At 64.1% G+C, this 21,804-nt stretch carries 19 protein-coding genes and 1 pseudogene; 17 read left to right on the plus strand and 3 right to left on the minus strand.

Features of this window, described 5'->3' with window-relative positions:
* Positions 1-164 precede the first annotated feature (164 nt).
* The 11 genes from MSM1_RS20520 to MSM1_RS20570 all read left to right on the plus strand — a co-directional run bounded on the left by MSM1_RS20520 (position 165) and on the right by MSM1_RS20570 (position 13,049).
* Positions 165-473, plus strand: a complete 309-nt coding sequence (locus MSM1_RS20520) for a YbaB/EbfC family nucleoid-associated protein (RefSeq protein ID WP_213445987.1) — start codon at positions 165-167, stop codon at positions 471-473.
* Positions 470-2,368: a type VII secretion AAA-ATPase EccA gene (eccA, locus tag MSM1_RS20525; RefSeq protein WP_213445989.1), complete on the plus strand. Its 1,899-nt coding sequence runs from the start codon at positions 470-472 to the stop codon at positions 2,366-2,368. The genes MSM1_RS20520 and eccA overlap by 4 nt, the downstream gene beginning before the upstream one ends.
* Entirely contained in the window at positions 2,365-3,876 is a 1,512-nt protein-coding gene (gene eccB, locus MSM1_RS20530) for a type VII secretion protein EccB (protein WP_213445991.1), read from the plus strand. The genes eccA and eccB overlap by 4 nt, the downstream gene beginning before the upstream one ends.
* Before the next feature lie 15 nt (positions 3,877-3,891).
* Complete coding sequence (eccCa, locus tag MSM1_RS20535) at positions 3,892-8,061, plus strand: type VII secretion protein EccCa (RefSeq protein ID WP_213445993.1); 4,170 nt, start codon at positions 3,892-3,894, stop codon at positions 8,059-8,061.
* A 189-nt stretch (positions 8,062-8,250) separates the two neighbouring features.
* A complete protein-coding gene (locus tag MSM1_RS20540) occupies positions 8,251-8,571 on the plus strand; it encodes a PE domain-containing protein (RefSeq protein ID WP_213445995.1) in 321 nt (106 codons plus the stop codon).
* Between the two features lie 22 nt (positions 8,572-8,593).
* Complete coding sequence (locus MSM1_RS20545) at positions 8,594-9,949, plus strand: PPE family protein (RefSeq protein WP_213445997.1); 1,356 nt, start codon at positions 8,594-8,596, stop codon at positions 9,947-9,949.
* Positions 9,950-10,026: 77 nt separating this feature from the next.
* A complete protein-coding gene (locus MSM1_RS20550) occupies positions 10,027-10,359 on the plus strand; it encodes a WXG100 family type VII secretion target (protein ID WP_213445999.1) in 333 nt (110 codons plus the stop codon).
* 61 nt (positions 10,360-10,420) lie between these two features.
* The gene (locus MSM1_RS20555) at positions 10,421-10,711 is read left to right on the plus strand and encodes a WXG100 family type VII secretion target (protein WP_213446001.1); all 291 of its coding nucleotides are present in this window, start codon (positions 10,421-10,423) and stop codon (positions 10,709-10,711) included.
* A gap of 73 nt (positions 10,712-10,784) precedes the next feature.
* Complete coding sequence (locus tag MSM1_RS20560) at positions 10,785-11,135, plus strand: transposase (RefSeq protein WP_282101024.1); 351 nt, start codon at positions 10,785-10,787, stop codon at positions 11,133-11,135.
* A gap of 218 nt (positions 11,136-11,353) precedes the next feature.
* Complete coding sequence (locus MSM1_RS20565; RefSeq protein WP_213446004.1) at positions 11,354-11,857, plus strand: hypothetical protein; 504 nt, start codon at positions 11,354-11,356, stop codon at positions 11,855-11,857.
* A 103-nt stretch (positions 11,858-11,960) separates the two neighbouring features.
* Positions 11,961-13,049, plus strand: a complete 1,089-nt coding sequence (locus MSM1_RS20570) for a hypothetical protein (RefSeq protein ID WP_213446006.1) — start codon at positions 11,961-11,963, stop codon at positions 13,047-13,049.
* Positions 13,050-13,347: 298 nt separating this feature from the next.
* Here MSM1_RS20570 and MSM1_RS20575 read toward each other — a convergent pair whose 3' ends face one another.
* Positions 13,348-14,604, minus strand: coding sequence for an IS110 family transposase (locus MSM1_RS20575; RefSeq protein ID WP_213446007.1), 1,257 nt, complete (start codon positions 14,602-14,604; stop codon positions 13,348-13,350).
* 338 nt (positions 14,605-14,942) lie between these two features.
* Between MSM1_RS20575 and MSM1_RS22280 the strand changes: the two genes are divergently transcribed.
* Genes MSM1_RS22280 through MSM1_RS20585 form a run of 3 tightly spaced genes read left to right on the plus strand, consistent with a single transcriptional unit; the run spans position 14,943 to position 15,959 of the window.
* Positions 14,943-15,278: a hypothetical protein gene (locus MSM1_RS22280; RefSeq protein WP_236057306.1), complete on the plus strand. Its 336-nt coding sequence runs from the start codon at positions 14,943-14,945 to the stop codon at positions 15,276-15,278.
* 16 nt (positions 15,279-15,294) lie between these two features.
* Complete coding sequence (locus MSM1_RS20580; protein ID WP_213446009.1) at positions 15,295-15,540, plus strand: hypothetical protein; 246 nt, start codon at positions 15,295-15,297, stop codon at positions 15,538-15,540.
* 59 nt (positions 15,541-15,599) lie between these two features.
* Positions 15,600-15,959, plus strand: a complete 360-nt coding sequence (locus tag MSM1_RS20585; RefSeq protein ID WP_213446011.1) for a tyrosine-type recombinase/integrase — start codon at positions 15,600-15,602, stop codon at positions 15,957-15,959.
* Positions 15,960-15,989: 30 nt separating this feature from the next.
* Here MSM1_RS20585 and MSM1_RS20590 read toward each other — a convergent pair whose 3' ends face one another.
* Positions 15,990-17,807 carry a hypothetical protein gene (locus MSM1_RS20590; protein WP_236057309.1) on the minus strand — a complete coding sequence of 606 codons (1,818 nt, stop codon included), beginning with the start codon at positions 17,805-17,807 and terminating at the stop codon, positions 15,990-15,992.
* A gap of 145 nt (positions 17,808-17,952) precedes the next feature.
* Positions 17,953-18,141, minus strand: coding sequence for a hypothetical protein (locus MSM1_RS20595; protein WP_213446016.1), 189 nt, complete (start codon positions 18,139-18,141; stop codon positions 17,953-17,955).
* Between the two features lie 50 nt (positions 18,142-18,191).
* Here MSM1_RS20595 and MSM1_RS20600 point away from each other — a divergent pair, with 50 nt between their 5' ends.
* From MSM1_RS20600 to MSM1_RS23125, 3 genes and pseudogenes are all read left to right on the plus strand, one after another.
* Positions 18,192-18,617, plus strand: coding sequence for a hypothetical protein (locus tag MSM1_RS20600; protein ID WP_307857465.1), 426 nt, complete (start codon positions 18,192-18,194; stop codon positions 18,615-18,617).
* Positions 18,618-18,979: 362 nt separating this feature from the next.
* The gene (locus MSM1_RS20605) at positions 18,980-20,221 is read left to right on the plus strand and encodes a DDE-type integrase/transposase/recombinase (protein ID WP_213446073.1); all 1,242 of its coding nucleotides are present in this window, start codon (positions 18,980-18,982) and stop codon (positions 20,219-20,221) included.
* Between the two features lie 131 nt (positions 20,222-20,352).
* Positions 20,353-21,625: pseudogene (locus MSM1_RS23125) on the plus strand (transposase family protein).
* Positions 21,626-21,804 lie beyond the last annotated feature (179 nt).

Raw genomic sequence — 21,804 nt, forward strand, 5'->3', positions numbered from 1 at the left:
GGATGCGCCGGCCGACCAATTCGGCGACGCACCACGGCTGGCGACATGGGCGTCCGGCGTGAAACCCGCACCACACCCACCGACGTTAGGCCACACCTGGTGACATCAGAACTCTCGATTCACCCGGCGGGTCAAGCCACCTGCGGTCCCCTCAGGAGGCACTGATGGACATTCCACTGCATCCTGCTGTGGTCGCCGAAATGGCGCGCGGGCGGGAATTTCTCGAACAAATCCGCGCCGCGCGTCGCAACATCGAGCAGCTGCGTGTGGAGGTTACTTGCCCGGACGGCGACAACGTCATCGTCTTCGCCGGCGATGGCATGGTCATCGACGCCACATTCGCCGAGGACCTGTTTGACCGCTATCCCGGTGACAAGCTCAGCGAACTGCTGCTGGCCATGTCGGAGGAAGGCTTCGCACAGGTGAGCGAGAAGGTCAGCGAGCAGGTGGCCGCGATCCTGGAGCGGCGATGACCGACGCGCTAGACCTGTTCGTCAGCAGCTGCGCAGCATTGGGCGCAGAAGCCTACGGTCGCCGCCAGGTCGCCGACAAGCGGGCCGCACGCAGCGGATTCGAGCGGCTCACCGCGCAACATCCCGACCAGTGCGACGGGTGGCTCGGTCTTGCAGCCAGCGGGGTAGTCAGCCGCGAGGTCCTCGAGAACGCCTACCGCACGATCGGCACGTGCGGTGAATTGATGTCGACCGCCGACGTCGCCGCGGACGCTGTGGATTTCATGTTCGACACCGGCATGTACATTCAGCTACGCGCCCGCGGTGCCGATGGAGTGACCATGGCCTGCGCGGCCGCGCGCGCCGCAGCCGGTGACTATGCGGGTGCCCGCGAGCTGCTCGACGACCGGATCCTGGAGGCGCGACCAGGACCGGCCGGTTGGGTGCTGGCGGTCGTCTATTTCCGGGCCAAGCGCTGGCATGACGTTCGCCGGGTGCTGGCACCGCTGAGCAGCCAGGTGCGCGACGACCCTTACCTGTATCAAGCAGTGCAGGTGGCTCACGGTTTGGCCGGAGCCTATTTAGGCTTGTGGCAGCAAGCATTTGACCAATTAAGCATCCAAGGGCGGGGGCCTATCGCGGCCGCTAACGCTGAAGCACTCCTAGGTGCGGGCCTGTGCGCTCGAGCGCTGGGCCGCTCCGAGACGGCGGCCGCGCTGCTCAACGAGGCCTACACCGTTGTGGGAATTTCTGAGGATCTGCGCGCGACGATCGCCACGGCGCTAAGCGACCCGGGTTTCGGCATCCATCCCACCACCGCGGCGCGTATCGACGCCCGCAACGAGTATTGGGATCCCAACACCGAGCCCGGCGAGCGCGACTTCGCCCGCCAACTCGGGGCGGCCCGCCGCGAGGAGCTTAAAGCCGAAGCCGCCGCCGAGCTGGCCGACTTCGTCGGCATGACCGAGGTTAAAGAGCAGATCGCCCGCCTGGAATCCAGTGTGCGCGCCGACAAACAACGTGAAGCGCTGGGGCTGCCGGTGCGCAACAAGTCGCTGCACTTGGTGCTCAAAGGCCCGCCCGGCACCGGCAAGACAACTGTTGCCCGGGTGATCGCCAAACTGTTGTGCGCCGCGGAGGTGCTGCCCTCCGACACTTTTGTCGAAACCAGCCGAGCCGACCTTGTCGACAAAGTCATCGGCGGCTCTGAAGACAAGATCAAAACCATCATCGACGGCATCATCGAAAAAGGCGGCGGAGTGCTGTTCATCGACGAGGCCTATGCGCTAACGGATTCCGGGTCGGACAACGATTTCGGGCCACTGGTGATCGCTGAACTGCTGCGCGCCATGGTCAACCACTCCGACAAGCTGATGGTGATCGCCGCTGGCTACGCCGACAAAATGCAGCAATTCCTCGACTCGAACGAGGGATTGCGGTCCCGGTTCACTCGCGGTATCACGCTGCCGTCCTACACAGTTGATGAGCTGGTTGAGATATCAAAACTCAAGGCCGCCAAGGGCGGCAGCGTCATCGCCGACGTCGAGCCGCTGCGGCAGGCTTTCACCGAGCTGGCCGCGGCCACCGCTGTGGACAGCAGCGGCCGGCAGCGCCGAGCGCTCGACGTGCTGGGCAACGCCCGATTCGCCGAGAACCTGCTCCGATTCGCCGAAGAGGAACGTGACCATCGCCTCGATGTGAGCGGCAAGCTCGGCCCAGCGGCCACCGTCGAGGACCTGCAGACCATCACCATCGACGACCTGCGCGCCGCGATCACGCGGGAACTTGACCGCGCCAACAAAGAGCAGCACATCAAGCTGTCCCGCAAAGACAGCGATCACGTTCCCGGTTTGCCGCTCGAGCCGAAGCTGTGGCCGCCACCCAGCGGTTGCGGCATTCCCGGAGGAACGCGATGACCACCCCCACCCCGACACGGCGGGGATTTAAGTCCCGCAGCGCTAACCTGGGTCCTACCAGCGCGCGCAGCCGCCCCTGGGGGTTTGTTACCCGTCACCAGATTTCGGGCTGGCGGTTTTTGATTCGGCGCATCAGCAACGGTGTGGCGCTGCGCGACACCCGGATGCTCACCGATCCGCTGCGCCGCCAGGGCCGCGCTTTGAGTGTGGGTGTGTTGCTGGGCGTGGTGTTGTTGGGTGGGGCGTTCGTGCTGTCGGTGCTCAAACCGGCCGGGCTTTCCGGCAACCGCCCCGTGCTGGCCGAGCGCTCCACCAACGCGCTGTACGTGGTTGTCAACAACGAGTTGCACCCGGTGCTGAACCTGGCCAGCGCTCGGCTGATCGTGGGTAAACCGGCTGACCCCACCGTGGTCAAAGCCAAAGAGATCGACAAGTTCCCGCTGGGTAACACGCTGGGTATCCCCAACGCGCCCTCCCGCATGGTGCAGTCGGCTGCCCGCGACGCCCACTGGATGGTGTGCGACGCTGTCGGCGGCGCCAACACCGGCACAACCGTCATCTTCGGCGATCCTGTTGCCGGCCCTGGGCATGCCGCACCGATGCCGGCGTCATCGGCGGTGTTGGCCAGCAGCGACGGCGGCAAAACCACGTGGCTGATTTGGGGTGGCAAACGCGCCCGGATCGATCTGCACAACCCTGCGGTCACCGCCGCGGTCGGCATCAACGTCGATACCCCGCCGCCGCGGCCGATCGACCGCGCCTTGCTGAACTTGATCCCCGAGTCGGCGCCGCTGGTGGTGCCGTTTTTGGCCAACGCCGGCGATCCGCCCCGGTTCGTCTGGCCGGTACCCGGCCAGACGGCGCCGCCAGTGGCGGCTGTGGTCGTCGACCACGGTGAAAACAACCAGCCGCGCTACTACGCCGTCACCGCCGACGGGTTGCAGCCGATCTCTGTTGTTGTGGCAGCGATCCTGCGCGCCAACGACGCCTACGGGCTGGTGGAGCCGCCGGTACTGACCCCAGATCAGGTCGCCAAGGCGCCCAAAGCGACACCGATCCCGGTCGATGATTACCCCAGTAGCCAATTGAGCGTGCTGGACCCGGGAACTGATCCGGTGACATGCGGGCAGTGGGTCAAACTCGACGGTGCCCCCACCTCCAGCCTGACCTTGCTGACCGGGCCTAGCCTGCCGGTCGCCCACGACGCCAATCCTATTGCGCTCAGAGCTGCCGGACCCACCACCGCCCAGCGGGTAATTTTACCCAGGGGGACCGGCTATTTCGTGCAAGTCACCGGCCAACAACCGCGATCTGCCACCAAGGAATCGCTGTTTTGGGTGTCTGACCTCGGTGTGCGCTACGGAATTGAGGCCGCCCCTAATGAGCACGGCTCCCCAGCCGAGGCGCTGGGCATGACATCGCAACCACTGCCAATCCCGTGGTCGGTGTTAAGCCTGTTCGCCCCCGGCCCCACCCTGTCGAAAGCCGATGCGCTGGTGGCGCACTGACGAAAGAACTGCTTGATGCGACAACGATTCCCAAAGCGGCGACGTATCGCCGTTCCCCGCCGCAAAGAAAAAGACTTCATTATCGAAGCCCCACCGGAACTGCCACGAACCGTGGAACCCACCGCAGTCAAAAAAGCGCTGCCCTGGGTTTTCGGGCTGGCGATGGTCGCCATGGTCGTCATGATGTTCGTGATGGGGTTCGGTCAGCAGCGCAGCCCACTGTACTTGTTCTTCATGGCCATGATGGCGATCGCCTTGTTTCAATCCATGCAGCAGCAAGGTGGCAACGCCGAAATGTCGACCCCTGAAGTCAATGCCGAGCGCGCCGAGTACCTGCGCTACCTATCCGGCAAGGCCGAGGAAATCCGCGACGCAGCGAACGCGCAGAAAGCTAGCGCGCAATGGTCACACCCGGACCCCGATGTGCTCGAAGCCGTGCTCGGGTCGCCTCGGATGTGGGAACGCGGCGCAACCGATTCCGACTATCTGCACATCCGCGTCGGCCGCGACGAAGTCAAGCTGGTTAACAAAATCAGGGTCAAACCCGTTGACTCCGAGCTGGACCTCGAACCGGTCACCAAAACCGCCCTACAGCACCTGCGTGCGGTGCAACAGTCAATCCTACACTGCCCCAAAACGATAGATTTCGCCGCGCTGAGCACAATCGCCGTATACGGGGAGCGGGCGCTGTTCGCCGCTGCAACGCGGTCCTGGATCGCTCAACTGGTGTGCTGGCACACCCCCAACGACACAGCGCTGGCCGTGGTGTCGCCGCATCTGGAGTCGCAGTGGAACTGGGCCAAGTGGCTGCCGCACACCGAAGGCCACGACGTCGACGGCGCCGGACCCGCCCGGTTTTTAGGGGCGTCGCTGCGTGATATCGAGGCGATGCTGGAGCCGCTGCTCAAAGAACGCGCCAAGATCATCGATGAAACCGGCGCGGTCGATGCGGCAGCGGTGACCAAATCACACAAACACGTGGTACTCGTCGTCGACGATCCCGACGTCGCTTTGACGGTAGTGCGCCGCATCGCTACACGCGACGGCGTCACCGTCATCGCCTACCGCGACACCGCCGGACCAGACCGCGACTACGCACCGCACCCTAGGGAGCTGCTGCTGCGGGTCTACCGCGACCGGCGCGGCGCCGATGCGCCGGTTCTGATGGACAACTGGGAGAACTACCGGTGGAACACCTTCTGCGCGGAACCCGATCTGCTTGATACACAAGTGGCGCGCCATCTGGCTCGCCAGCTGTCGAAGTGGGATGTCGCACCCACCGGCCGCCAAGACGCCGAGTCAGCGGCCACGCACAACATGTTGTCGCTGCTGGGCATATCCAACGCCGCTAAACTCGACGTCAACGCACTGTGGGCGCCGCGGATGCTGCCCGTCGGCACAGGTGAGCCGGTGGACTTAGAGCCCCTGCTGCGCGTCCCGCTGGGTTTGCAGCCCAGCGGTGCACCCTTGTGGCTGGACCTCAAAGACGAATCCGACGGCGGCAACGGGCCGCACGGGCTGATGATCGGCATGACCGGCTCGGGTAAATCGACCGCACTCAGGGCGATGGCATTCGGGCTGTTCGCGCGCCACTCACCCGACGTGGTGCAAGCCATCCTCGTCGACTTCAAAGACGGCGCCGGCTTCGACGCGTTCGCCGAATATCCCCATGTCGTCGCCGTTATCACCAACCTGGAGGAAAAGCGTTCGTTGGTGGAACGATTCGGCGAGACGCTGTTCGGGCTACTTGATCAGCGCGGCCGGATCTTTAACGAGACGGGTAACCAGATCAAAGGTGCGGCTTTTGAATCGCTGCGGGAGTACAACGAGGTGCGCGCCACCCCAGCCGGAGCACACCTGCCACCGCTGCCATACATGTTCGTGTGGGTAGACGAATTTTCCCTGCTGCTCAAAGATCACCCAGACATGGCCGACGTGTTCGACACCGTCACCCGCAAGGGCCGCTCCCAAGGAGTGTTTTTCCTGTTCGCCTCGCAAACCCTCGATGAGGGAGTGATCAAGCAGATCCCCAACAACACCCAGTACCGCATCGGGCTGAAAGTGGCATCGGAGTCGATTTCGCGCCGCGTCATCGGCACCGGCGACGCCTACCACATCGCCGACGGTAAAAACGCAAAAGGCATAGGCTATTTCGTGCGCGCACCAGGCGCTGAGCCTGTGATGTATCGGGGGTTCATTCTGCCCGACCGCTATGAGCCGCCCACCACGATCAACCGCAGGGTTATCAGCGCCAAGCCCCGCGCGCGGCTATTTACCGCCGGCCGCGTCGAACCCGACCCCGACACCGTGATCGAAGAAGAGATCGCCGCGGAATCGGTGATCGCGGGCCCGCCGCGCTCGCTGGTGTTGACCGTCGGCCCGCAGCTAGCCGCCTTCTACGGCAAGAAGTCGCCGCAGCTATGGTCACCGCCGCTGGATGATCCGATCCCGCTGGATGCGATACTCAAACAGGCCGATGCCATCCCGGCGCGCCGCGGCCTGGCTCCCTGGTGGCCGCTCGGGGAGATCGATCGGCCCCGCCAGCTCAGTCACGGCCTGCTCACCTACAGCCTCGATGCCGGCAACGTGTCGATCCTGGGCATGCGCAAGGACGAAGTCTCGATGGTGGTGCAGACTTTCATCTTGGCCGCGGCCGCCCGTTACTCGCCTCATGACATCGGGTTTTACGTGATGAGCTACGGCGGTCCGGCCATCGCCTCCATCAAAGACCTGCCCCATGTCGGGGCGGTGGGCGGCGCCGAGCGCAAAGAACTGAATCTGCGCATCTTCGGCGACCTCGACAACGTGGTGACCTGCCGCCGGCGGCTGTTCGAGCAGCACAACATCGGGTCGCTGGCCGAATTCCGGCACCGGCGCAGCCAACAAGAACCCGGGCTGGACGACGGCTACCCCACTGACATGTTTTTGGTCGTTGACGGGTGGGAGAACTTCCTGGCCGACAACACCTCGATCATGAACCCGAAAAACCCACATCTAAAGAACGTGGAGCGGCTCATCGCCGCCGGCCTAGGAATGCATGTGCTGGTCACTGCGGCCGACTGGATCAAGTTCGGCAACGAAGTGCAAACACACATCAACACCCGATTTGAGCTCAAGCTGGCCAACACCTCCCAATCGCAGGTGCGTGCCCGGGTTGAAGACAAGATGATCCGCCCGCAAGACCGCATCCCGGCCGATCAGCCCGGACGTGGCATCAACAGTGTCGGCGATGTCATTCGATTCGCTGTGGGCCGCCTCGACGGGCAGCCCACCATGGACGAGCTCGACGTCAAAGTTCGCGACACCGTGGCCACGATCGTCGAGCGCTACCACGGTGAGCGCCGCGCTCCAGCGCCGGCGCTTCTGCCGACGCTGGTCGACCCGGCCGTACTCGGGCAAGACATGTTGGACGGGGAACGATACGCGCTGGGTCTGCGGGGCCGCGACCTGCAACCGCTGGTCATCGACTTCGCCGCCGCGCCGCTGCTGGGCATCTACGGCGATGACCACCACGGCAAGTCACCGCTGATCACCCATCTGCTGCGCAGCATCGTGGCCCGCCGCTCGGGCCCTGAACAAGCGATCGTGCTGCTGTTCGACAAAAGCCGCGAACTCAGCGGTGAAACGAGCCGGCTCATCGAGGGTGAGGACTACTACGAGACCGACTTCGCCACCATGGCGCAACGCATTGAGCAGTTGGCGATCACCCTCGACGGCAGAACCCCTCCACCGGGTCTGCCGTGGGAGCAAAAACGGAACTGGAAGTTTCAAGGGCCGAGGATCTATCTGTTGGTCGATGATCTTGACGCCATCCCCACCCAGGTGCAAATCCATGACCGGGTTCCAGCCGGCGCGCCGCCGGCGGCCAGCGGGCCGGGCCGGCTCGTGCAGACTTGGCAGCCGCTGCTGCGGCACTTCGCCAATGCCCGCGACATCGGCCTGCGGATGATTTTCACCCACCGCGCAGCCGGCGTCAGCGCTGTGGAGCTCTCGCCCACCACGGTGCCCGGCCAATTCCATGCCCAAAGCGCTAACCGCATCCTGCTCGGTTCACGGGCCGCATCCGACAAGGTGGGCGGGGTGAAATTCGAAGACGGGCTGCCGCCAGGCCGTGGATGGCTCGTAGCGTCCAGCGACGAAAACACCGGTTACGTGCAGCTGGCCGCCCCAACGCACGGAATGTAACAGCCATGTTAAACGTGCTGGATGTGGGTGTTGATGTCACCATGCGGCATGCTGCGATAACTGGGGCATGTCGCATGCGGGCGGTAACGTCCGTCTATCGGAGCGCACGCCGCAGATTTTCCGCGCGCCGATCAGGTAAGTGTCAGCCAGAATGCAATAACACAAACCGAACAGACAAAGGTGGACCTCATGCAACTCGACGTCACCCCCGAAGCGTTAGCCGCCGCCTCAGCGCAGGTCGCCGCACTAACCGGTCGCCTGCTGGGTTCCAATGCCAGTCATGCGATCGCGAGCGGCGCCATCATGCCCCCAGGGTCAGACATTCCGTCACAGAAGGTCGCGGCAAGCCTGGTCGCCGAAGGCGTATCCCACCAGGCCATGGCCGGGATGGGCAGCACCGAGCTGGCGTTCTCCTCTGAGGGTGTCGGTGAATCCGGTATCAGCTACCTCGTCGGCGACGGTGAAGCGGTGGCCATTTACGCCGCTAGCGGCGGCGGGATGGCCGTCTGAGGCGGGCCTTGAGGGCAGGGCGATGGCGCTCGACGTTATAGCACCCCCGATCTGGGCGGCGGCGCCGCCCGAGGTGCACTCGACGCTGCTCACCACCGGCGCCACCGCGGCCAGCATCACCGCGGCGGCGACTTCGTGGACCCATTTGGCGGCCGAATACATCGCCGCTCTCGCCGAACTCGAAGGCATCATCGCCACGATCCAAGCCAACTATCAAGGACCGTCTGCCGAGCAGTTCGTTATGGCACACCAGCCGATGCTGATGTGGCTGGCGGATGTTGCTGCCAAAGCGGAAGCCGCGGCCGCAGCCCACGCCGACATCGCCGCGGCCTACGAGGGAGCCGTCGTAGCGATGCCCACCTTGGCCGAGCTGTTCGAGAACCACTTCGTGCACGGGGTGCTGGTCGCCACAAACTTCTTCGGCGTCAACACCATTCCGATCGCGCTCAACGAAGCCGACTACCAACGCATGTGGCAGTTGGCCGCCGACGTGATGACCACATGGGACGGCACCTCCACCGCGGCCGCCAACTCGATCCCGCCAACCCCCATGTCCCCGATCACCCTGATCCCCGGTGTTGGGGAGGCGGGATCGGCGGCGGCCACCGCGATGTCGGCCGGCTACATGCCAGCCGCGCAGGCCGGTGGTGCCGCTTTGACATCCTCAGAGATGATGGGCAACACGCTGCTCACAGGCAAAGCCGCCACCAGCCCCCTGTCATTCACCGACGGGATGCCCAACCCTGTCAACGCGACCCAAGACGCCGCCGATCAACCCAACAACGCAGCCATGCAGGGACAGTCGGCACTCAATCCGCAAAACATGGCCGGCAACTTCATGCAGGAGGCCTCCTCGATAGGCCCCACCGCTGCCCAGTCGGTGACATCCGCCGCGCCAGGCCCCAGTCAGCTGTTGACCTCTGCGCCCCAGCAGCTGGCTTCTGCGCCGCAACAGCTGGGAAGCATGCTGACACAATTCGCCGGCAGCGCCGGCGCCGGCGCGAACACCAACTTGGGGCAAGGTGCCATGCCGGTCGGGTTCGCCGGAACCGGCGCCATCAGAGGGTTCAACCCGGCCGGGGTGACCAGCCTCGCCGGCGGCGCGATGGGAAGCGGGCCGAGCCGGCCGTTGATGCCATCCACCTGGGGAACACCACCCACCAGCGCAGCCGAAGCGCTGACGAACAGCGCCCGCGCTATCACACCGGTGGCCACAGGGCTTCCCGGCGGCTCGGCGGCAAGCGGCAGCGGCGCTGGTGCCGGCATGATGGGCACCGGCGCGCACAGCGGTCGAAGCCGTTCACAACGTGTCAGCACCTATGCCGATGACCCTGTCGACGAAGACGCCGCCGCCGACAGTGATGGGAGGCGTACGTGATGACCCACTGATAAACCCACCCCGGGATCGCATTGACCCGACATCGGAAATCTCAAATCAGGAAAGGACTAACCACCATGGGATTACTTGACGCCAACGTTGCGCAGCTGGCTTCCTCGCATGCGAGCTTCACCGACCAGGCGGCGCTCTTTCAAAGCACCGTGCACTCCGCCGAGCAGTCCGCCATTGCGGCGCAGGCCAACCACCAAGGCGAATCAGCGCTTGCCTTCCAGCAGGCCCACGCCCACTTCGTCGAGGTCGCCAACAAAATGAACCAACTGTTGACGATCGCCGGTCAAAACATCGGAGAAGCCGGCGCCAACTACACCGTCGCCGACGCCGACGGCGCCCACGGGTATCAGGCCACAATGGGTGCAATTCCGGGCGGACTGCCCAACGTGCACAGCTAACGCAGCCCGAACCTAATCAACCCCTCACCACTACAAACCCGAAACAGAAAGGACTTCCCTCATGGGTCAGATCCTGTACAACTACCCCGCGATGCTCGGGCACGTCGGCGAAATGACCGGCTACGGCGCCGCGATCCGCAGCGTCGGGGCGGCAATCTCCAGCGAGCAGGGCGCCCTGGCCGCCGGCTGGGTCGGCGACACCGGCATGACCTACCAGTCGTGGCAGACCCAGTGGAACACTGCGCTCGACGAACTCGTCAACGCCTACCACCAGATGACAACCGCTCACGAAAACAACACGATGAGCATGGCCGCCCGCGACCAGGCCGAAGGAGCCAAGTGGGGCGGCTAAAGCGTGTCGAACAACTGGCTGCGGTCGAGGCGGGCGCAATGTCAGAACGAAGTCCGGGCTCAACCGCGCCATCCTGGACAAAGGCTGGCATCAGTTCGCGTTGGCACTAGACTCGGCGGCCCGCTATACCGGGACCACCGTCGTGAAGGTGCCGGCGGCCTACACATCGCAACGCTGCTCAGCGTGCAGGCAAGTGGACCCGAAATCCCGTGAGAGCCAAGCGGTATTCCGGTGCACCCACTGCTTACATACCGAGCACGCGGATGTGAACGCCGCGAGGAACATTCTGGCCGCAGGGCTTGCGGTCACCGCCTGTGAAGACCAACCAAGGCCCGCGGGCCGAGCGCGGTCACCGAAGCAGGAACCAGCAGGAAACCGCGAGGAATTACTGCTCCAACCCACCACTGCTGCACCCGCAGCATAAACCGGTTGGAATCCCCCGACTTCAGCCGTGGGGAGGACGTCAAGCCGAACCTATAGCGCTCGGAAACGCTCGGAAACAGCCCTAACAGCGCGCTACCGGGTAGCGACACGCTGGATTTGGCCCCAGGAGGACGCCAAATCCAGACTGCAATAACGCTCTTAATTCCCGGACTGCAAAAGCGGTCGCTATTAACGGACCGTTATGCTAGTTTCGCGTGAATGACCTTCATCAACACCGACCGCATGTTCACGGTCACCGAAGCCAAGCCACGTCTGCACGAACTGGTCGCCGATGCTCACCAAGGCCGCACATACCACATCGTCAAAGGTTCTGAGGTCGTAGCTCACCTCGTACCGCCCACGGCCCGAATCATCGACGAGGAACCGCTCATGGCGATCCTTGCAACGGCGCTGGTTGAACGCGAAACAGACTATGTCGCGAATGAAATCGCGCGCGGCACCGAATTCTACGGTCATGCCGGAGACCACGCGGGCCGCTTCTTTGCGTGGGCCTGGCGTACGGACAAGCACCTCTTCATGAAATACCTGGCTCAATACCATGAAATGCTCAGCCAGAAGCTGCATCGACAGCTCGATGCAGCCGACCTGATGGACCTCCTTGACACCGCAATGACAGTCCGCCTGGTCGATAGCGAGGTTAACGCCGCACGCCGGTACGCACTATCACATGCCCCCGACTATTTTTATTACAAGATCCCGTGAGTGCCGGCGATGTTGCTGTCATAGAACACCATGGCTAGCGGCGCGGTCACCTGCGCAAATCTGCGCCTACTGTTGGACTTCGACCGTTCCTAAACACTGAGTGGTGGAGGGCGGTAAACGCCTGGCTACTACGCGCCATCACCTCGACAAGGCCGGTCTGACCGAGGCGCAGTGGCGCCGGCGGTGGCAGGCATCCCGGTGGCGAATCGGGGCGAACGGCTCGCCCGATGAACCGTTCGGGAATCTCACGATCACAGTGACCCCGGCCGGGCAGGTCAGTATTCGGTTGCCGAAACCGTTGGAACACTTCGCGAACGCCCCACGAGGCCGTTACGTCCTTTCCGGCAGCGCGGTGTTCGCGCACCGCTGCGGTGAATGGGTCCAGCGGATCATCGGCGCTAACTCGGTGTCCTACGCGATCAGCCGCAAACCCGGCAGGGCTGGGGTGTATCTAACCGCTTCCTGGGCGATCCCCCGCGCGCCGTACTGGGCCGGCCGGGCAGCCGGCGCCGTCGGCGACGATGTGTACGCCGAAGGCCCGGTGGTGGGCGTGGATCTCAACGATGGGCACCTGGCGGTGCGCCGGCTGGACGCCCACGGCAACCCCGTGGGTGCGCCCAGGCGGATCGACATCGACCTCACTGGGTCGGCGTCGCGGCGTGACGCCCAGGTCCGCCACGCCATCACCGCACTGATCAAGTACACGCGCCGCCACGGTGTTGCGACGATCGCGGTGGAGGACCTCGACTTCGCCGACGCGCGGGCCACCGGGCGGGAAACCATGGGCCGCGGCGCGGCCGGGAAACGGTTCCGTCGCGCCGTGATGTCTGGCATGCCGACGGCGGTGTTCGCGGTCAACCCCGCCTACAGCAGCATCTGGGGCGACCAGCACTGGCGCCGCCCCTACCCGAACGTCACCCGACACCAGGCAGCAGCCACCGTGATCGGGCGTCGCGCCCAAGGCTTTAGGGCCTGGCGGCGGGAAGGTGTGACACCACAGCGACCAGAGGATCATGTGGTGAGAGCTACCAACCAGGCCGAACCCAACAGCCACCAGGCGAACACCAGTAGCCGCCGCCGGCCAGGGACACGGGGAACTAAATCCCGCGCACCCAACCGGGCAAGAACGCGACTACCGGGCCGGGCAACCGTTACCCCGGCAATGGCCAACAACGGCCAACTCCAGCTGTAACGGCCTCACGTACCACACGTCGCGGCAGCCGGTGCTGTCCGTCGCCGACATCACCGGCGTGCCGGCCGGGCGCGGCTTGCACTGGTCGGCCCGCGGCTGGGAACTGATCACTTTGGTTCCGTGGTGGCAGCAGCGCAGCAGCTACCGTCTTTAAACTCCGCACCCCTAACAACCGAGGTTCCACCAGCAAGCCAGCAAGCCGGCCGCAGATCATCGAAATTCCTGCAAATTCTCCTTTATGTCTCTCTTTAGGGTCTTACATTCCTACAAGGAGAAAGACATCTCACGAAGTTAGAAGTCAAGCCGCGAGCTGGAGAGGAGGTGGAAACGCCAGGTGTTCGTCGTAGAGCCGGCGGGTCTGCAGGCAGTGGTGGAGTTGGCCGAGGAATTTGTTGAACAGGTGTCGTTGAGCTTGTTGGTTCCAGTCTCCGGCGGCGCGGCGGGCGTCGTAATGGCGACGTGCTCCTGGCGAGGCGCGCAGCGATCCCAGGGCCCAGATGGGGCCAACGGCGGCCAGCCGCCGGTTTTTGATATGCCGCTGCAGCACAACGGTTTTCTTGCCGCTGGCGCGGGTGATGGGAGCCGATCCGGCGAAGGCTTTCAACCCGCGGGCGTCAGTGAAGCGGGAACGGTCGTCGCCGATCTCGGCCAACACCCGGGCACCGGCGAGCATCCCCAGACCGGGGAAGCTGGTGATGATCTCGGCGTCCGGGTGTTGCTCAAAATGAGTGATCGCCGCCTCGGCGAGGTTGTCGGCGGCAGTGCAGGCGGCCTCGAACTGGCCCAGCAGCGTCGTGAGGTGGATGCCCATCGCGTTCTCCACGACCACGGGTTGGCGCAGGTAGGCATCGGTGAAGACCTCACGCAGGCGTGCGGTGTCGCGGTCGAGATAGCGTTTACGACCGGCCTTGATCAGCAGTCGGCGCAGCCGGGCCGGGGTCAGCTTTGCTGCCTGGGCTGGGGTGGGTGCGGCGGCCAGGATGGTGCGTGCGTCGCGGCGGGCCAACCCGCCCTCGGGCAGCGCGGCGAACGCGACAAGGGCGGCCGGGTAGAAGTCTTTGAGCAAGTCGCGGATCTGGTTACCGATCTGCTGGCGTGCCCATACCGCGTCCTGCTGAGCACGGGCGAGCACCCGGATCGCTTGGGCGGCTTCGGTGTCGGCCGGCAGCGGCCGGTGCGCGCCGGGATCGGTGCGCACGATGTTGGCCAGCAGCACCGCGTCGGTGGCATCGGACTTAGCCCCCGACACCGCATAACGCGCTCGGTAGCGCGAGGCCGCCAAGGGGTTGATCGGATAGATCGTTCGGCCGGTTTCGCGCAGGGCGGCCACCCACAGGCCACGATCGGTTTCGATGCCGACCGGGATCGGATCGGCGCCGCTGTCACCGGCCTCGGCCAGCAGCGTCAACAGCGCCGCAAAACCCGCTGCGTCGTTGCTGACGCGCCCGCGAGCCACCACACGTCCGTCGTCGTCGATGACGGCGACGTCGTGATGCTCAGTGGCCCAATCGATTCCACAAAACAGAGACAAGGTTCCATCACTCCTTCGATCCATGGTCATGCCCGTACCGGTGGACTCACGCGGCGCCCTAATCGCAGGACTCAAAGGTCCGTCATCTCACTAGCCGTCCGTGACTCCAGCGCGCCGCAGGACTTCGTTCTGTCGAAGAGCTCAAGGCTCGGGAACAACCATCAGGAAGTCAACCCTGCGGCGGGCTCGGGCAACGGCATCCCACCATCACTGGACAAGATCTGCCGCCAGGCGCGCCGTTCTTTCTTAAGACGTCTTGCGTCGGGAGCAACCAGGCATCACCTGGTCGGCAAACCTCGTCAGAAACAGGACTGGCCACCACGACCAGCAACCCATCCCTACTAAACGATTAGGAGAAAAGAATGCGCCTATTCATTGCGGCGCGGGCATCGGCCGGGTTCGTTGCCTGTGCTGCAGCGGTTGCGCTTGCGTCACCCGCCCTTGCCCAGCCGAGCGGTGAAATCCCTGGCGACGGCGTCTTCAAGGTGGGGACCGACATTGCACCAGGCACCTACCACACGCAGGGGCCCTCAGACTGGAGCGAAATATGCTCGTGGGCGACGTACAGCACACTTGGGGCGACCGAGGACGATATGGTCGACGGAGATGTCTCTCGCGGTCCGATGTATGCGAACGTCCCCGCAACAGTAGCGGCCTTCGAGACGAACGGATGTCAACCCTGGACACCGGTCTCATAAAAGGCTCAGCGTGCGTATGCAAGTCAAAGTTGACGAGGCGTTAAGACGTCACACCGCCGTCCCAGGCAGAGACGCGCCGCGGGCTGTCACCACCTCCACCCACGACGCGGGCCTCACGTACCACACCTCGCGGCAGCCGGTGCTGTCCGTAGCCGACATCACCGGCGTGCCGGCCGGGCGCGGCCTGCACTGGTCGCCGCGCGGCTGGGAACTCATCACATTGAACCCGTGGTGGCAGCAGCGCAGCAGCTACCGTCTTTAAACTCCGCGGCCATTTTGAAGATCGCCTCGTGCATATGTAGCTCACCCGGTGCGTAAACCGTGATTTCGACCCGGCGTCGGATCGACCTTGCCGGCGGGCGCCCGGACGCCCGCCTGTTCACCGGCCCCCGAGGTGGACGAATCACCACCGCGACCCTCCGCGACGCAACGTCGTGGGACGAAGTGGTGACCAAACTCGGGTACGAGCACCTCAAGCGCCACGGCCTGCGACACACCGGACTGACCTGGATGGCCGACGCGGGCGTCCCCCTGCACAGCCTCCGGAAGATCGCCGGCCACGGTAGCATCACGACCACGCAGCGCTACCTGCATCCGGATCGGCAGTCCGTCACCGATGCCGGTGAGTTCCTGACGCGGCACCTGACGACCAAAGGTGAGCCCAATCTGCGGGCTGTGTAGCTTCGCTCCAGCTCGCTGATGCAAGCGCCTCTAAAGCTTATTCATCAACATCGACCGCGCTGTTGAGGGATAGGTACCCATCGGCCGATCTGCACCAGCAAGATCGAGGAAAGTCTGGGGCTGGACCGGCATGGATTTGGTGCACATTCTGCGCCACTCGGCAATCATCTCGACAAAAGCCCTGGGGGCACGGTGCTCGCACACTCCCTCGAACACCTGCAGTTCGCGGTATGTCAAGATGCCCGGCGACATCACGAGCTTGCCGAGCTGCCCCAGCACCGAATGCGCACGCAGCTTGAAGTCGACGTCAGAAAGCACGTTGGGCGGAATGCCAGCGTTGGGCACAACGACCAGAGGGACGTAGATCGTTTCATCGCCGAAAGTGCATCCTTCCCAACCATTCTCATCGAGTAGTTCGATGGTCGACTTCAGCTGGAGGAACTTCTTGTTGACAAAGGTGTCTTCGGTGTCTGTCTGATAGTCCTCGGCATCGGCGAAGCCTTGAGCTGCTTTCTCATCGAGCCAGTGGTTTGTGGCATCGACGAGCAAGCACAACTTGCCCGACATCAGTACCCAGTCGCACACCGACGGAGTCTGACCGCCGCGTGTCCACGCCTGCTGCATCTGCGATTCGGTGATCAGCGTGATCGCCGGGCGCGCTCGGCGCATGACCCGCCGGAACAAGTAACCCACGGTGTCTTCGAACACATAGTTCATGGCTTGGCTGAATTGCTCCCCGCGGAGATCTTTCTCGGTTCCAAACTCGAAGAATGTCTGCCAGTAGAGCTGGGAGCCACAGAAGCGGTCAAGTACCCAGACCGGACGCAATGCGATGTACTCATCGCCGCCTAGATGCAGCAATGGCCGCTCGGTGAAGGTGTATCGACGATGAGCCAAGTACCCATTCTTGCGTTCTCGCGCAAGCCTTTTCCGATATTCAGCAACTGTTAACGCGGCCGCGTTCTCCATGAGTTCCAATGCATTTGCTTCGGCCACTTGCCCCAGAGAGGAAAGGTCGAAGGTCACTTTGCCCGTCTTGGTGCGCTCCCAGAGCTGCAAGCCCAGCTTGATGAACTCGCGCAACCCGACGCCAGTCGCCGATCGGAAGGCCTCCTCCGGTGTATCGCCGATCAGGTCGTGCGGCGCCGCGGCGGGCCAACCCTTGAACCAGGTGTCGTAGGTATCCCCGAGGAGCAGGTCCGGGACCGTGGTGGCGTGCGCTTGCATCCGCGCCAGATCCGACAGCATCTGGCGCTGAAGCTCCCGTAACACAAAGTCGTCGTCGACAGTCATGGCGTCGTAATACTTCTTGCAGTCGTCGGCACTCGGAGGCCAGGATTCGAAGAACTCGGGGATGTCTTGCCGTTCTTGGTCACCGTTGATCGACAGCATCAAGTGGACGAAGTCGTTGATGCTAAGGGCCGGCGTAGCCTCGTCGTCCGAATCCGCATCATCAGAATGGGCGCACCATTCGATAACCTCACGGATGAGCTGCGTCAGCGCAGCTGGCGGCATCAAGGTGCACCCGTTTTTGACCTGCTCGCCGACCTTAATGGCCAGCTCGCCGGTCACCCCGCGGACGAACTTCTGCTCGAAGGTACCTACCCGGGAGAACAGTGAGGCATCGTCAAACTGCGCAAAAATGCGGCAGACGAACTCGAGACTCGGCCGCAGCCCATGTTCCCCGAGCAACGCTTTGCGGCGCGACTCATCAAGCTGATCGATATCGATGCTGGTGGCGGTGATGCACTGCGACCCGAGGTCGCGTGCCATCAACTTCAGGAACGCCTCGTACTCCTCATCAGAGCTAAACCATGAGGGCCGTTGCCTTGGAACCCCGGCGGGCATAGCACCTCCAACAACACCGCGGGGATTGAACATTCTCGGCTTTCTCACTTCTCACGAGGTCCAATTGAGATCGCGGACACGCTACCTCTGCACGGTGACAACTTCTGGCTACACGGACATTGCCTTTTCGCCCCGCCAGCGACAGTCAGGGAGGCAGCGGTAGCGATCGCCACGCCCAGCCGCCTGGACGGGTCCAGGTGAGCACTGCGCGATAGCCGCCGGTGATCCATAGGTGCGTCGCGGTGAAGTCGTCCGGTGGCACGTGTGCGGGCACATAGCCGCGCTGGGATAGCAGCTGGTCGTACAGGTCGAACCCCGGCCCGTATAGATGCACGCACCCGTGCACCCACGACCGTTAGCGTTTCTGCGCATGCGAGTAGTTCGATGCTGACCGCATGGGCCGACGAGTCCGGATCGCGTCCCGACCTCGATCCCGGGGCGTACCTGCTGGCTGCCACTTTGTGCGATGACGAGGACGTCGCCGAACTGCGCAAAACCCTTGAAGACTTGCGCATCGGTGAGGCGAAACTGCACTGGCACGGCAGCAGTCCTGAACGTCGATCCGAGCTGGTCGCCGCCGTTGCCCGACTTCCTGTGACCGGTTTTGTCGTTGTCCATGTCGCCAAAGACGCTAATGATAGGCGTCGCCGCCGCAAGTGCATGGAGTATTTACTGCCCCACTTGGTGCTGATGCCATGCTCGACCATCACCTTCGAATCCCGCGGGCAACTCGACGCCAGCGACTTGGACATGTTGCAGAAGCTGCGCTCGCGGCGAGCCATTGAGTCGACGGTGACGAGCACGCTATAGGCCGTCTCGAACCGGCGCTTTGGGCCGCTGACATTGTGTGCGGTGCCGTGGTCCAGGCCCGAATCGGCAACCGCGCCTATCTCGACATGCTCGGCAGTGCCGTCGAAATCCACACGATTTAGGCCCTCGGAAACACGCAAGCCACAGGCCTCGTCGTCCGGCGAGTAATCCTGTGGCTCACTTCCAGCCCACCGCGATGGGCTGGCTACACGGAAATTTTACGACCACAAGTGCACTCTGCGCAACGAAGCGCGTTGACTCATCCAAGATGCGCGCGTAGAGGGGTTCGTTGCCTCATTTGAGAATGCGCGCGTGCGGCGCGCCTACCCGGCAGCTGACGCCTGGCGGGTTAGGCCCGGATGATGGGGCTGACAATGGGTCAACGCAAGGCCGTTGCGAGGACGATCGCAGCCCGCTACGTGCGGGCGGACAGGGCCGGCAAGGGCCGGATTCTTGACGAGCTGTGCGCCACTACCGGGTGGCATCGCAACCACGCGCGAAAAGCGCTCAAGGACGCGCTGCGCCCGAAAGTGGTCAAGACCAGGGCGCCTCGCCCACCGAAGTACGGCCCGAAAGTGATTGCCGCGCTGATCTTCTGCTGGGCAACACTGGGTATGCCGGCCGGCAAGCGGTTGGCGCCGATGCTGGGCGAGTTGGTGCAGCGGCTGCGTCACTTCGGCGAGCTGATCATCGACGACGACACCGCGACGCTGCTGGTGGGCATGTCGGCGGCCACCATCGACCGCCGCCTGGCGGGCGAACGCAAGAAGCATCAGCTCAAGGGCCGCAGCCGCACCAAGCCGGGCTCGCTGCTGAAGTCCCAGATCCCGATCCGGACCTGGGCCGACTGGGACGACGCGGTGCCCGGGTTCGTCGAGATCGACCTGGTCGCCCACGACGGCGGCAACGCCGCTGGTGAGCACGCCTGGACGCTGACTGTCACCGACATCGCCACGGGCTGGGCCGAGCAGCGCAGCGTGCCCAACAAGGCCCGCAAATGGGTGCTGGAAGCCCTCGATGACATCGCCGCGGTGATGCCGTTTCCGATCCTGGGCGTCGACAGTGACAACGGCAGTGAGTTCATCAACTATCACCTGCTGGCGTGGTGCGAGCAGCGGCAGATCACCTTCACCCGGTCGCGGCCGGGCAACTCCAACGACGGCTGCCACGTCGAGCAGAAGAACTGGGCCATCGTGCGCATCGTGGTCGGTTACCACCGCTATGACACACCAGCAGAACTGTTGCTGCTCAACAAGATCTGGGTGTTGCAGTCGCAGTTGACCAACTACTTCTACCCGCAGCAAAAGCTGGTCTCCAAAGTCCGCCACGGCGCCAAGGTCACCAAGAAATACGACACCGCGACCACCCCGCACCGCCGCGCCGAACGCCACGACGCCCTCACCGCCGAGGACAAGGCGATGCTGGCCGATACCTACGCCGCTATCAACCCCGCCGCCGTGCAGCGCCACATCCAAGCCCTGACAACCGAGCTTCTGGCGATCACCACCAGCAAGGCCGGACCCAAGGCCAAGGCGCCTGTGAACACCGTCCCTACGCGCGCATCCGCAGATGAGGCAACGACTCAGTCCTCGCGCGCATCTTGACGTGATGCAACAGGCGAAGCGCGTTGACTCATCCAAGATGCGCGCGTAGAGGGGTTCGTTGCCTCATTTGAGAATGCGCGCGTGCGGCGCGCCTACCCGGCAGCTGACGCCTGGCGGGTTAGGCCCGGATGATGGGGCTGACAATGGGTCAACGCAAGGCCGTTGCGAGGACGATCGCAGCCCGCTACGTGCGGGCGGACAGGGCCGGCAAGGGCCGGATTCTTGACGAGCTGTGCGCCACTACCGGGTGGCATCGCAACCACGCCCGAAAAGCGCTCAAGGACGCGCTGCGCCCGAAAGTGGTCAAGACCAGGGCGCCTCGCCCACCGAAGTACGGCCCGAAAGTGATTGCCGCGCTGATCTTCTGCTGGGCAACACTGGGTATGCCGGCCGGCAAGCGGTTGGCGCCGATGCTGGGCGAGTTGGTGCAGCGGCTGCGTCACTTCGGCGAGCTGATCATCGACGACGACACCGCGACGCTGCTGGTGGGCATGTCGGCGGCCACCATCGACCGCCGCCTGGCGGGCGAACGCAAGAAGCATCAGCTCAAGGGCCGCAGCCGCACCAAGCCGGGCTCGCTGCTGAAGTCCCAGATCCCGATCCGGACCTGGGCCGACTGGGACGACGCGGTGCCCGGGTTCGTCGAGATCGACCTGGTCGCCCACGACGGCGGCAACGCCGCTGGTGAGCACGCCTGGACGCTGACTGTCACCGACATCGCCACGGGCTGGGCCGAGCAGCGCCGACATCGCCACGGGCTGGGCCGAGCAGCGCAGCGTGCCCAACAAGGCCCGCAAATGGGTGCTGGGAGCCCTCGATGACATCGCCGCGGTGATGCCGTTTCCGATCCTGGGCGTCGACAGTGACAACGGCAGTGAGTTCATCAACTATCACCTGCTGGCGTGGTGCGAGCAGCGGCAGATCACCTTCACCCGGTCGCGGCCGGGCAACTCCAACGACGGCTGCCACGTCGAGCAGAAGAACTGGGCCATCGTGCGCATCGTGGTCGGTTACCACCGCTATGACACACCAGCAGAACTGTTGCTGCTCAACAAGATCTGGGTGTTGCAGTCGCAGTTGACCAACTACTTCTACCCGCAGCAAAAGCTGGTCTCCAAAGTCCGCCACGGCGCCAAGGTCACCAAGAAATACGACACCGCGACCACCCCGCACCGCCGCGCCGAACGCCACGACGCCCTCACCGCCGAGGACAAGGCGATGCTGGCCGATACCTACGCCGCTATCAACCCCGCCGCCGTGCAGCGCCACATCCAAGCCCTGACAACCGAGCTTCTGGCGATCACCACCAGCAAGGCCGGACCCAAGGCCAAGGCGCCTGTGAACACCGTCCCTACGCGCGCATCCGCAGATGAGGCAACGACTCAGTCCTCGCGCGCATCTTGACGTGATGCAACAGGCGAAGGGGCGTGCCTCACCTATTTTGAGCGCGTAACCAGAGAGGCTTGCCCGGTGTGGAGGGCAAGATCGATATGGCCGCGATGCGCGGTGGCTACCACGGGGATGGACCGTTGGACCGCCCGGAGCGCCGGCCGCTAAAACCGGCCGCGGCGCACCCGCCCCCG

Source organism: Mycobacterium sp. SM1 (assembly GCF_018361265.1).
GTDB lineage: Bacteria > Actinomycetota > Actinomycetes > Mycobacteriales > Mycobacteriaceae > Mycobacterium.

What these genes read in the sequence shown, in the direction of transcription:
- MSM1_RS20520 (WP_213445987.1), top strand. Translation starts at nt 165, where the DNA reads ATGGACATTCCACTGCATCCTGCTGTGGTCGCCGAAATGGCGCGCGGG.
- eccA (WP_213445989.1), top strand. Translation starts at nt 470, where the DNA reads ATGACCGACGCGCTAGACCTGTTCGTCAGCAGCTGCGCAGCATTGGGC.
- eccB (WP_213445991.1), top strand. Translation starts at nt 2,365, where the DNA reads ATGACCACCCCCACCCCGACACGGCGGGGATTTAAGTCCCGCAGCGCT.
- eccCa (WP_213445993.1), top strand. Translation starts at nt 3,892, where the DNA reads ATGCGACAACGATTCCCAAAGCGGCGACGTATCGCCGTTCCCCGCCGC.
- MSM1_RS20540 (WP_213445995.1), top strand. Translation starts at nt 8,251, where the DNA reads ATGCAACTCGACGTCACCCCCGAAGCGTTAGCCGCCGCCTCAGCGCAG.
- MSM1_RS20545 (WP_213445997.1), top strand. Translation starts at nt 8,594, where the DNA reads ATGGCGCTCGACGTTATAGCACCCCCGATCTGGGCGGCGGCGCCGCCC.
- MSM1_RS20550 (WP_213445999.1), top strand. Translation starts at nt 10,027, where the DNA reads ATGGGATTACTTGACGCCAACGTTGCGCAGCTGGCTTCCTCGCATGCG.
- MSM1_RS20555 (WP_213446001.1), top strand. Translation starts at nt 10,421, where the DNA reads ATGGGTCAGATCCTGTACAACTACCCCGCGATGCTCGGGCACGTCGGC.
- MSM1_RS20565 (WP_213446004.1), top strand. Translation starts at nt 11,354, where the DNA reads ATGACCTTCATCAACACCGACCGCATGTTCACGGTCACCGAAGCCAAG.
- MSM1_RS20575 (WP_213446007.1), bottom strand. Translation starts at nt 14,604, where the DNA reads ATGGATCGAAGGAGTGATGGAACCTTGTCTCTGTTTTGTGGAATCGAT.
- MSM1_RS22280 (WP_236057306.1), top strand. Translation starts at nt 14,943, where the DNA reads ATGCGCCTATTCATTGCGGCGCGGGCATCGGCCGGGTTCGTTGCCTGT.
- MSM1_RS20580 (WP_213446009.1), top strand. Translation starts at nt 15,295, where the DNA reads ATGCAAGTCAAAGTTGACGAGGCGTTAAGACGTCACACCGCCGTCCCA.
- MSM1_RS20590 (WP_236057309.1), bottom strand. Translation starts at nt 17,807, where the DNA reads ATGCCCGCCGGGGTTCCAAGGCAACGGCCCTCATGGTTTAGCTCTGAT.
- MSM1_RS20600 (WP_307857465.1), top strand. Translation starts at nt 18,192, where the DNA reads ATGCTGACCGCATGGGCCGACGAGTCCGGATCGCGTCCCGACCTCGAT.
- MSM1_RS20605 (WP_213446073.1), top strand. Translation starts at nt 18,980, where the DNA reads ATGGGGCTGACAATGGGTCAACGCAAGGCCGTTGCGAGGACGATCGCA.